The sequence below is a fragment of the Dietzia sp. DQ11-44 genome, assembly GCF_014145205.1.
GTDB classification, from domain to species: Bacteria; Actinomycetota; Actinomycetes; order Mycobacteriales; family Mycobacteriaceae; genus Dietzia; species Dietzia natronolimnaea.
Genome location: NZ_JAALEC010000050.1, coordinates 1 through 11,238 on the forward strand (window position 1 = coordinate 1; position 11,238 = coordinate 11,238).

Below are 11,238 nucleotides of genomic sequence, written 5' to 3' on the forward strand. Positions count from 1 at the left end.
CGCGGGCGGCCTGCCAGGCGATCGACGAGTCGAAGTCCGGCGCCATGTTCCGGTATGCCTCGTCACCGGCGTTCTGCTGGTCGACGATCTCCGCCATCCGGCGCAACGAGTCCTCGACGTCCTCGGCCGTGATGATGTCGTGACGGATCCAGTTGGCGAGCATCTGCGAGGAGATCCGCAGGGTGGCGCGGTCCTCCATCAGGTTGACGTCGTGGATGTCCGGCACCTTCGAGACGCCGATGCCCTGTTCGACCCACCGGACGACATAACCGAGGATGGTCTGGCACGAGTTGTCGACCTCCTCCTTCTTCTCGGCGTCGGTCCAGTTCGTGTCGGTCGCGAGGGGGACGCTGAGGATGTCGTCGACGCTCGCGCGCGGTCCGCCGGCGAGGAGTTCCTCCTGTCGGGACATCACGTTCACCCGGTGGTAGTGGGTCGCGTGGAGGGTCGCGCCGGTCGGCGACGGCACCCACGCGGTGTTGGCGCCGGCCCTCGGCTGCCCGATCTTCTCGGCGAGCATCTCGGCCATGAGGTCGGTCTTGGCCCACATGCCCTTCCCGATCTGCGCGCGACCGCGCAGACCGCAGGCCAGGCCGGTGTCGACGTTGAAGTCCTCGTAGGCGGTCATCCAGCGGGCGGACTTCATCTCACCCTTGCGGATCATTGGGCCGGCCTCCATGGAGGTGTGGATCTCGTCCCCGGTCCGGTCGAGGAAGCCGGTATTGATGAAGACGACGCGATCGGTGGCCTCGGCGATGCAGGCGGCGAGGTTGACCGAGGTGCGCCGCTCCTCGTCCATGATGCCCACCTTGAGGGTGTTCTCCGGCAGACCGAGGAGCGCCTCGACCCGGCCGAACAGCTCGGTGGTGAAGGCCACCTCGGCCGGGCCGTGCTGCTTGGGCTTGACGATGTAGATGGACCCGGTGCGGCTGTTGCCGCGCTCGTTGCCCGGCGCGATGCCGTGCATGCCCGCCAGCGAGGTGATCAGGGCGTCGAGGATGCCCTCGGGCAACTCGTTCCCGTCCGCGTCGAGGACCGCGGGGGTGGTCATGAGATGCCCCACATTGCGGACGAAGAGCATCGAGCGGCCGTGGAGCCGGACCTCGCCGGATCCGTCGGGCGCGGTGAAGACCCGGTCGTCGTGGAGGACGCGGGTGAAGGTCTTGTCGCCCTTGCTGATCTCCTCGGAGAGGTCGCCCTTCATCAGACCCAGCCAGTTGCGGTAGCCGTGGGTCTTGTCCTCGGCGTCGACGGCCGCGACGGAGTCCTCGAAGTCCATGATGGTGGAGACGGCGGACTCCAGGACAACGTCCTTGACGCCGGCGGAGTCGGTCGATCCGATCGGTGAGTCGGCGTCGATCTGGACCTCCACGTGAAGGCCGTTGTTGCGCAGGAGGACCGAGGTCGGGGCGGCGCCGTCGCCCAGGTAGCCGACGAACTGTGCGGGATCGGCGAGGCCTGTCGTCGCCCCGTCGGCGAGTGTCACCTGCAGTCGGCCGTCCACCACGGTGTAGCCCGTGGTGCCGACGTGACTGCCGGAGTCGAGCGGCGCGGCGTCGTCGAGGAACTCGCGGGCCCAGGCGATGACGCGGTCCCCGCGGACCTTGTTGTAGGAGGACCCCTGCTCGGCCCCACCGGACTCCGGGATCGCGTCGGTGCCGTAGAGCGCGTCGTACAACGAACCCCACCGGGCGTTGGCGGCGTTGATCGCGAAACGCGCGTTCATGATCGGCACGACCAACTGGGGGCCCGCGACCGTGGCGATCTCGTCGTCCACGTTCTGGGTGCTGACCTGAACGGAGTCCGGCTCCGGGACCAGGTAGCCGATCTCCTGCAGGAACGCACGGTAGGTGGCCGGGTCGATCGGGGCGGGGTTCTCGTGGTGCCAGGAGTCGATCCTCGACTGCAGGTCGTCGCGGACGGCGAGCAGCTCGCGGTTGCGCGGGGCCAGGTCGGTGAAGATCTCGGAGACTCCCGCCCAGAACGCGTCGGGATCGACCCCGGTGCCCGGGATCGCCTGGGTGTTGACGAAGTCGTACAGGACCTCGTCGACCTGGACGTCGCCGACGGTGATGCGTTCGGACATCGATGCTCTCCTCACATAGGGACCGTTCTCGCCTCCGACTGTAGTGCCCCCCTGCCGAGGGATCATCCGGGTTTTCCGCAGCGTGGAACGGCGGTCGGATTGGCTAGGATCTGATGGCATGACACCCGCGCCCCCGACCGCCACTCTCGACGGCCTCGCCTTTATCAAGGGGCACGGAACGCTCAACGACTTCGTGGTCCTGCCCGACGACCACGCGGAGGTGGACCTCGACGAGGACCTGGTGCGCGCCGTCTGCGACAGACGGGCCGGCCTCGGCGCCGACGGGGTGCTGCGCATCGCCACCGCGGGTGCACTGGTCGACCAGGGCGTCCTCGCCGTCCTCCCGGAGGGCGTCGACGCCGCGGACTGGTTCATGGACTACCGGAACGCAGACGGATCGATCGCGGAGATGTGCGGGAACGGGGTCAGGGTGTTCGCCCACGCCCTGGTGGCGACCGGCAGGGTCGGGGCCGGCCGGATCCCCGTGGGCACACGATCCGGTCCTCGGCCCGCCGATATTCTGATCCATGACGGTGACCAGGCCGTGGTCCGTGTGGACATGGGCGAGCCCCGGCTTTTCGGGGTCTCGTCCGTGGAGCTCGGTGGCCGGGTGTACGCCGGACTCGCCGTCGACATGGGTAACCCCCACCTCGCGTGCGTGGTCCCGGGCCTGGGGGCCGACGGGTTGCGCGAACTGCCGGTGCACGAGGCGCCCGAGTTCGACACCGGCTTCTTCCCCGCCGGCGTCAACGTGGAGATCGCCACCCCGCTCACCGACGGTCGGGTGTCGATGCGCGTCCACGAGCGAGGATCCGGGGAGACGATGTCCTGCGGCACCGGAATCGTCGCCACGGCCGTCGCGGCCCTCGCCGACGCCGGACAGGCCACCGGTGACGTGGTGGTGTCCGTTCCCGGGGGAGAGGTCGCGGTGGCCCTGACCGGCGTGGGTTCCACTCTGACGGGGCCGTCCGTGATCGTCGCCGAGGGGCGGTACCGGCGACCGCTACCCGCGCGCCGCACGGAGGCGTCCCGACCGGAATTGTGAGATGATGCCGGTGAATGACTATCGATGACACCGCCCCTGACCGGGCCACACGAGACCATGACCCTTCGGTCGGAGAATTCCAGCTCGAGGAGCGCTCCTCGCTGCGCCGGGTCGTCGGGTTGTCGACCGAACTCCAGGACGTCAACGACGCCGAGTACCGCCAACTCCGCCTCGAGCGGGTCGTGCTGGTCGGGGTCTGGACCGAGGGCACCGCCGCCCAGGCGGAGGCCGCGATGGCCGAGTTGGCACAGCTCGCCGAGACCGCAGGCTCCGAGGTCTGCGACGCGCTGATCCAGCGCCGCGACAAGCCGGACCCCGCCACCTACATCGGTTCGGGGAAGGCCAAGACCCTGAAGGACGTGATCACCGCGACGGGGGCGGACACGGTGATCTGCGACGGCGAGCTCACGCCGGGTCAGCTCATCGCGCTCGAGAAGGTCGTCAACGTCAAGGTGATCGACCGCACCGCGCTGATCCTCGACATCTTCGCCCAACACGCGACCAGCCGTGAGGGTAAGGCCCAGGTGTCCTTGGCGCAGATGGAGTACATGCTCCCGCGACTGCGTGGCTGGGGTGAGGCACTCTCCCGGCAGGCGGGTGGCCGGGCGGGCAGCAACGGAGGCGTCGGACTCCGTGGTCCCGGTGAGACCAAGATCGAGACGGACCGCCGCCGAATCAGGGAGCGCACGGCGAGGCTGCGCCGTGAGATCAAGGGCATGAAGCAGGCCCGGGACACCAAGCGGCATCGCCGTCGCGCCACCCCGGTGCCGTCGATCGCGATCGCCGGGTACACCAACGCCGGGAAGTCGAGCCTGCTCAACCGCTTGACCGGTGCGGGCGTACTGGTCCAGAACGCTCTGTTCGCCACGCTGGACCCCACCACGCGGCGGGCCGAGCTCCCCGACGGGCGGGTCGTGGTCTTCACAGATACGGTCGGATTCGTCCGACACCTCCCGACCCAGCTCGTCGAGGCGTTCCGCTCGACGTTGGAGGAGGTCGTGGACTCCGAGTTGCTCCTGCACGTCGTCGACGGATCGGACGCCTTCCCCCTGCGCCAGATCGAGGCCGTCCGCACCGTCATCAACGACGTCGTGGAAGAGCAGAAGGCCGAGAGGCCCCGCGAACTCGTGGTGATCAACAAGGTCGACGTCGCTGACCCGGTGGTGTTGACGGAACTGCACCACGCCCTGCCGGACGCGGTCTTCGTCTCGGCGGCGACGGGTGAGGGGTTCGACGAGCTCCTCGACCGAATAATGCGGGTGGTCGCCTCCGGGGACACGGAGGTCACACTCGAGATCCCGTTCACCCGGGGTGATGTGGTCTCCCGTGTCCACGCGGAGGGCGCCGTGGTGGACGAGGATCACACGAAGGACGGCACGAGGATCGTGGTCCGGCTTCCGGCCTCCGTGGCCGGAGAGCTCGGGGAGTATCGGGTCCCCGGATCCCGTGACGGTGTCGCCTGACCCCGTCGACGGATCAGGCGACACTCGGATCCGGCCGGCTCAGAGCTTGCGGAAGACCGTGACGACCTTTCCGAGGATCGTCGCGTGCTCCCCGGGAATCGGACTGAACGACGGGTTGTGGGGCAGGAGCCACACCCCGCTCGAATCCCGGCGGAAAGTCTTGACCGTGGCCTCCCCGTCGATCATCGCCGCCACGATCTCGCCGTTGTCCGCGACGTTCTGACGGCGCACCACCACGTAGTCCCCGTCACAGATCGCGGCGTCGATCATCGACTCGCCGACCACTCTGAGCATGAACAGGTCCCCGGAACCCACCAGGTCGGAGGGGAGGGGGAAGACCTCCTCCACCGCCTGCTCGGCGAGGATCGGACCGCCGGCCGCGATCCGCCCCAGGACAGGGACGTAGACGGGTTCCACGGCCCCGCTGGGACGCGTCTCCTGCTGGACGGGCGCGCGACGACCTCGGGACCGCTGCCCCGGGACGCCGTGGACGTCGACCGCCCGCGGCTTGTGCGGATCACGGGTCAGGAAGCCCTTCTTCTCCAACGTCCGCAACTGGTGGGCCACCGAGGAGGTCGACTGCAGACCGACGGCGTCACCGATCTCTCGGATGCTCGGGGGATAGCCCCGGTCCTTGACCGTGTCGTGGATGTGCAACAGAACGCTCTTCTGGCGGGTCGTCAGGGCCTCGAAGTCGGGCTTGGGCATGTGGGGGTCCCTTCGGCGAATGGGTGTTCGACGTCGCTATCTGTGTACACCCTACTGCCCGTCGGACGTGAGCGCCACACAGGTGTTCGAAGAAATGTCGCCACGAATGTCGACTCTGTCGGACCCGCGTGATACAACTCTAGGCAGGTTCGGGTTCGAACAGATGTGCACAACAAGGCACACGGGCGTGCGAATGAGGTTCGCACACCGTATCGAGTTGGGAGTTCTCATGACCGTTATGGAGATGCAGCCACGATCGCGTCCCTCCGTGCCCTGGACGGAGGTCTGCGTGACCGATCACGACCGGCCCGTTTCGTCCAGGGTGCGTCCCCGCCCTGATGCCGGGGCCCGTCCCGTCATCCGCACGCTCGACCGGGGGCGCCAGACGGCCACGCGGTCGGTGGCGCCCGGACGGCGAGTGCTCGTCCGCCCCGCGTCCGCGGAAAGGGTCAGGGCATGCGGTAGCGAGGCGAGGTCGAGTGCGCCGGTGGTGGACGATGTGCCGACGTGGGCTCTGGTGGCCTGTGGAATCGTCTTCGGAATCCTGATGCTGCTCGCATTGGCACTCCTGGGCGGGCCCGCCTACGCGTGACCCACGGTATCGCCTCCTAGAATGGACCCGGGACGGCGGCCCGTCGCCCCCGCACCGCCGTCGGCTCCGGCCGGCGGAGCGGTTCGGACCAGGTCGACGAATGGCGAAGCTGGAATGTACTGCCCCATATGTCACCACGAGGACTCACGGGTGATCGACTCGCGGTCGGTCGACGAAGGGCAGGCGATCCGGCGTCGACGCGAGTGCCCCGACTGCGGACACCGGTTCACCACCCTCGAGACCCCGTTGTTGACCGTCCTCAAGCGCAACGGTGTGACGGAGCGTTTCAGCCGCGACAAAGTGGTCCGCGGTGTGCGACGCGCGTGCCAGGGGAGGTCGGTCGACGAGGACGCGCTCCGGCGGCTCGCGCAGCAGGTCGAAGACGCTGTCCGGGCCGGCGGCGCCTCAGAGGTCCCCGCTCACGAGATCGGGCTGGCGATCCTGGGGCCTCTACAAGATCTGGACGAGGTCGCGTATCTGCGATTCGCCTCCGTGTACAAACAATTCAGTTCCGCTGCGGATTTCGAGAGCGAGATCATCGCCCTTCGCGAACGGCACGCTGCTCACTAGTCCCGGTCGTCTCCGCGTCGCACCGGGATCGGCTCCTGTGTACGGGCGGTGTGAGGGCTCAACGCGCGTTCCGCCGGGAGAGCGCGGCGGCGACCGCCTTCTCGATCCTCTCGGCGGAGACCGGGCGCGCGGTACCCAGAGACTGCGCGAAGAGGCCGACACGGTATTCGGCCAACATCCACCGGAGATCCCGGGCTGCCCGCGCCCCACCCGGTCGTCGGCGGAGCGCCGCCGTCGCCTCCGCGACAGTGGCCTCCGACTTCTCCAACCGGGCGGCGAGCTCCCGGTACCTCGACGGTGACTTCTCCGCGAGGTCCAGCCTGAGGTCGATCGCCCTCACGTGGCGTTCCAGTTGCGGGAGGACCTCCGCCGGGTGTCGGGCGAGGAATCCCTTTCCCACGAGGAAGTCCAGAGCGGGCCTGACGTCGTCCGCGAGGTCGCGTGGTACCTGGTCCAGCCGGGCGGAGACCGACTGCGCGGCGACCAACGCCGGAAGGGCGGCGGAGATCGAGGCCGTGATGGCGGCCGGCGCCTCGGATCGCGCGCGCGCTCGCAACTCGTCGAAGTCGTGCACGGTGAGTACCGGCTCTCCTCTGCGTCCGGCGATCAGCCGCCCGCACGCCGCCAGCGCCGCGTCCGAGACCAGTCCATCGGCACCCCCGTGGGGATACTGGGTGAGCGCGAGGCGTTGCTCGACCGGACGACCCCGGACTATCGATGCCGCCGAGATCAGGTCCGCTGAGATCAGGGTCAGTACCGCTGTCGTCTGCGCGGCTCGACGTTCCGTCTCTGTGGCGCAGGCGATCCGGTGGATGCCGTCGGGGCGGACCTGCAGGGCCGGGTAGACCGTCACCTCCACACCGTCGACCGTGCCGGTGATCGAGGGCGACAGGTCCCCGATCGTGTCCGCGGTCCACGCCCGATGAGGTCCGTCATCGGGGACGAGTCTGGAGTTGAGCGTGGCACGGACCTTGTCCACCAACCGACTGCGTAGTGCTCCCAGGTCCGTACCGGCCGCGACGACCTCGTCACCGTCGACCACCTCGAAACGCATGCGGAGATGGTCGGGGAGCTGTTCCGGGTGGAACTCGCGGGGCTCGACGGTCGTGCCTATGCGGGCCGAGAGCGCGGCGGCGAGCGCCACCGGGAGCGGTGCCGACCGCGGGGCGAGGTCACCGGCCAGCAGTGCCGCGTACTCGGCGGGCGGGGAACACAGACGCCTCAGGTACTTGGGGAGCGTCCGGAGCATCTCCGTGTACAGCTCCTCGCGCAGGCCGGGGACGAGCCACTCGAAGCCGGACGTCGCGACCGAGGACAGCTGGGGGAGAGGGATCCGCACGGTGATGCCGTCGGAGTCGACCCCCGGGTCGAACGAGTATCTGAGCTCGAAGTCCCGCTCGCCCTGGCGCCAGATCGGCGGGAACTCGGAGGCGGCCGGGGCGGTGTCCGACGTGCGGATCTGCTCGGGGCGAAGACGCAGACGATCCGGGTCCTCCCGGCCCTGCTTACGCCACCACGATTCCAGGTGGCGGCCGGAGGTGATGTCCTCGGGGAGCCGCTCGAGGTAGAACCCGACCAGGGTGTCGTCGTCGATGACGAGGTCGCGGCGTCTACTGCGGGTCTCCAGCTCCCGCGCCTGTTCCACGGCCACGGCGTTCTCCATGATCACCGGGATGCGGGTGGTCCATCGTCCCTCGACGATCCCGTGCCGGACGAGCATCTCCCGCGCGAGCGGTGCGTCGACCCTGGAGAGGAGGATGCGACGCGCCTCGACCACGGGCAGCCCCAGGAGCAGCACCTTCTCGTAGGCCATCGCCGCGCCCTGGGCGTCGGACCAGTGCGGCTCTGAGTACTGGGTGCGGACGAGATGCCCCCCGAGTAGTTCGATCCAGACCGGATCGATGCGCGCGACGTCCCGGGCCCACAGTCGGGAGGTCTCGACCAACTCGGAGGCCATGATCCATCGCGGCGGCTTGCGGGCGAGATCGGAACCGGGGAACACCTGGAAGCGGATACCGCGGGTGCCGCGGAACTCCCTGGTGTCCTCGTCCTTCATCCCGACGTTGGTGAGCAGTCCGGAGAGGATCGCCTTGTGGAGGTCGTCCTCCGCGGCGTGACCGGACGGTGGATGCCAGCCCCGCTCGCGGCACATGCTGGTCAACTGGGCGGTGAGGTCCTGCCACTCGCGGATCCGCAACCAGTGCAGGTACTCGGCCTTGCACATTTTCCGGAACGCGCTGCCGGAGAGCTCGCGCCGCTGTTCGGTGAGGTAGCGCCACAGGTTGAGGTAGCCCAGGAAGTCGGAGGACTTGTCTGCGAAGCGCCGGTGGAGCTGGTCCGCCTTGTCGCGCTCCTCGGCGGGCCTCTCGCGGACATCCTGCACGGTCAGGGCCGCGACCACGACCAGGACATCCCCCAGGGCGCCGTTTCGGTGGCCCTCCACGACCATCCGGGCCAGGCGCGGGTCGAGCGGGAGGGACGCCATGTCGCGGCCCACCCTGGTCAGGTGCGGGTGTTCGTCGTCGTCGGTCCGGAGCGCCCCGAGCTCGGTGAGCAACGTCATGCCGTCTCGGACGGCCTTGCGGTCGGGTGGTTCGACGAACGGGAAGTCGTCCACGGCACCCAGGTCGAGATCGGCCATCGACAGGATGACCGACGCCAGGTTGGTGCGCAGGATCTCCGGGTCGGTGAACTCCGGCCGGGAGTCGAAGTCGTCCTCCGAGTACAGACGGATGCAGATGCCGTCGGCGACGCGGCCGCAGCGGCCGGCGCGCTGTGCGGCGGAGGCCTGCGAGATCGGCTCGATCGGCAGCCTCTGGACCTTGGTGCGGGTCGAATAGCGGGAGATCCGGGCGAGGCCGGTGTCCACGACGTAGCGGATCCCCGGGACCGTCACCGAGGTCTCCGCGATGTTGGTCGACAGGACCACGCGCCGGGTCGAATGCTGACGGAAGGCCCGTTGCTGCTCGGCGGAGGTGAGTCGGGCGAAAAGCGGAAAGATCTCGGTGCTCTTGAATTTCCGCCCCCGGAGCACCTCCTCGGCGTCGCGGATCTCGCGTTCGCCGGAGAGGAAGACGAGTACGTCGCCGTCACCCTCGGCCAGGAGCTCGCCGACCGCATCGGCGAGCGCGTCCAGGGGGTCGAGGTCGATGGTCCGGTCCGCGTGGTCGACCTGGAGCGGCCGGTACCGGATCTCCACGGGGAAGGTGCGACCGGAGACCTCGATGACAGGGGCGGGATGGCCCGCCGGATCCGCGAAGTGGCGGGCGAAGCGGTCGGGGTCGATCGTGGCGGAGGTGATGATGAGTTTGAGGTCCGGCCGCCGGGGCAGGATCTGCCGGAGGTAGCCGAGCAGGAAGTCGATGTTGAGGCTGCGTTCGTGGGCCTCGTCGATGATGATCGTGTCGTAGGCGCGCAGCAGCCTGTCCCGTCGGATCTCGGCGAGCAGTATCCCGTCGGTCATCAGTTTGACCGCGGTGTCGGCACCGGTACGGTCGTCGAAGCGCACGGCCGACCCCACCAGCCGGCCGGTCTCCACCCCCAGTTCCTCGGCGATGCGCTCGGCGACGGACCGGGCCGCCAGCCTGCGGGGCTGGGTGTGGCCGATCATCCCGCGCACGCCGCGGCCGAGTTCCAGACAGATCTTGGGGATCTGGGTGGTCTTCCCGGATCCGGTCTCGCCGGCGATCACCACGACCTGGTTGTCGCGGATCGCCGCCGCGATCTCGTCCTTACGGGCGCTGACCGGCAGTTGTTCCGGATACTCCGGGGTCGGAACCGACTCCGCACGCCGACGCAGACGAGCGGCGGCGGCGTCGATCTGCCCGCCCAGGTCGTCCAACTGGTCGGCGCGGGCCCTGCGGATCCGCGACCGGAACCGGTGGGCGTCGAGGATGCCGACGTCGTCGAGCCGGACCAGGAGATCGTGCCGGGCCCGGCGCAGTTCGGGGGCGGGCGCGGGAGACGTCGACATGGTGTCCGCCAGGGTATCGGGACCCGGTGTGGGGATCGATCCGGGTGTCAGGCCGTGCCACCCTCCCGGCGGGACTGGATGCGGGTGTAGCGCTGGTGCAGTCGCTCCCGGATCTCCTCCGGCTCGTACGACTGCCGCCGGCGTTCGGTCCGTGCGGCGAGGATCCCGGTGGCGGCCACTCCGACCACCCCGGCCGCGCCGACCATCTTGAGCCACTGCCGTCCGCGGGGTGCCATGGCGTCAAGGGTAGATCCTCTCGCCGGGGCACCTGGCAGGATCGCACCATGAGTCTCGACACCGTCCCGCTGGCCGCCGCGGCCCACCGCACCCGGACCGGGGACCTGTGGTTGTTCCGTGGGCGCACGACCGCCGACCGGCTGATCCAGACCCTGACCAATTCCCCCGTGAACCACGTGGGGGTGGCGGTGGTCCTCGACGACCTGCCCCCGCTGCTCTGGCACGCGGAGATGGGCCGGGCGTTGACCGACGTGTGGACGGGGCGTCGGCAACGGGGCGTCCAACTCCACGACCTCGAGGCGGCGGTGCGCCAGTGGACCGGTCCCTACGGACAACGTGCGTGGTTCCGCCAGATCTCCCCGGAGACCGGGTCCCCGCAGGAGGACGCGCTCCTGGAGACGATCGCCCGCCTGAACGGCGTGTCGTTCCCGTCTGCGGGGCGGCTGACCGCCCGGTGGGCCCGGGGCCGGTGGGCGGGCCGGGGACGCCACACACTCGATCGCGACTCCGATACGGGGCCGGGAGCGGGACGGGGCGGCAGTGCCGGAGGGAGCGGCGGTGCCG

8 protein-coding genes are annotated in these 11,238 nt (G+C 69.3%); 4 read left to right on the forward strand and 4 right to left on the reverse strand.

Annotated elements, in window-relative coordinates; genetic code table 11:
- The coding region (locus G6018_RS01520; protein WP_182638533.1) for a malate synthase G at nt 1-2,086 on the reverse strand (2,086 nt) is incomplete at its 3' end.
- A gap of 118 nt (nt 2,087-2,204) precedes the next feature.
- Between G6018_RS01520 and dapF the strand changes: the two genes are divergently transcribed.
- Both dapF and hflX read left to right on the forward strand, forming a co-directional pair.
- On the forward strand, nt 2,205-3,131 hold the full coding sequence (dapF, locus tag G6018_RS01525) for a diaminopimelate epimerase (RefSeq protein WP_182610347.1): 927 nt from the start codon (nt 2,205-2,207) through the stop codon (nt 3,129-3,131).
- Nucleotides 3,132-3,145: 14 nt separating this feature from the next.
- Entirely contained in the window at nt 3,146-4,594 is a 1,449-nt protein-coding gene (gene hflX / locus G6018_RS01530; RefSeq protein WP_179525408.1) for a GTPase HflX, read from the forward strand.
- Nucleotides 4,595-4,633: 39 nt separating this feature from the next.
- Here the strand turns inward: hflX and lexA are convergent, their stop codons facing one another.
- Complete coding sequence (gene lexA / locus G6018_RS01535; RefSeq protein WP_182638534.1) at nt 4,634-5,302, reverse strand: transcriptional repressor LexA; 669 nt, start codon at nt 5,300-5,302, stop codon at nt 4,634-4,636.
- 706 nt (nt 5,303-6,008) lie between these two features.
- Between lexA and nrdR the strand changes: the two genes are divergently transcribed.
- Entirely contained in the window at nt 6,009-6,464 is a 456-nt protein-coding gene (gene nrdR / locus G6018_RS01540; RefSeq protein ID WP_179525405.1) for a transcriptional regulator NrdR, read from the forward strand.
- 58 nt (nt 6,465-6,522) lie between these two features.
- Here the strand turns inward: nrdR and hrpA are convergent, their stop codons facing one another.
- Together hrpA and G6018_RS01550 are read right to left on the reverse strand one after the other, a co-directional pair.
- Nucleotides 6,523-10,437 (reverse strand): ATP-dependent RNA helicase HrpA, encoded by a 3,915-nt coding sequence (hrpA, locus tag G6018_RS01545; protein WP_182638535.1) that lies wholly within the window; start codon nt 10,435-10,437, stop codon nt 6,523-6,525.
- 47 nt (nt 10,438-10,484) lie between these two features.
- Entirely contained in the window at nt 10,485-10,673 is a 189-nt protein-coding gene (locus tag G6018_RS01550) for a hypothetical protein (RefSeq protein WP_179525403.1), read from the reverse strand.
- 48 nt (nt 10,674-10,721) lie between these two features.
- On the opposite strand from G6018_RS01550, the gene G6018_RS01555 reads away from it, so the two are divergent.
- The coding region (locus G6018_RS01555; protein WP_206685248.1) for a hypothetical protein at nt 10,722-11,238 on the forward strand (517 nt) is incomplete at its 3' end.

What these genes read in the sequence shown, in the direction of transcription:
- dapF (WP_182610347.1), top strand. Translation starts at nt 2,205, where the DNA reads ATGACACCCGCGCCCCCGACCGCCACTCTCGACGGCCTCGCCTTTATC.
- hflX (WP_179525408.1), top strand. Translation starts at nt 3,146, where the DNA reads ATGACTATCGATGACACCGCCCCTGACCGGGCCACACGAGACCATGAC.
- lexA (WP_182638534.1), bottom strand. Translation starts at nt 5,302, where the DNA reads ATGCCCAAGCCCGACTTCGAGGCCCTGACGACCCGCCAGAAGAGCGTT.
- nrdR (WP_179525405.1), top strand. Translation starts at nt 6,009, where the DNA reads ATGTACTGCCCCATATGTCACCACGAGGACTCACGGGTGATCGACTCG.
- hrpA (WP_182638535.1), bottom strand. Translation starts at nt 10,437, where the DNA reads ATGTCGACGTCTCCCGCGCCCGCCCCCGAACTGCGCCGGGCCCGGCAC.
- G6018_RS01550 (WP_179525403.1), bottom strand. Translation starts at nt 10,673, where the DNA reads ATGGCACCCCGCGGACGGCAGTGGCTCAAGATGGTCGGCGCGGCCGGG.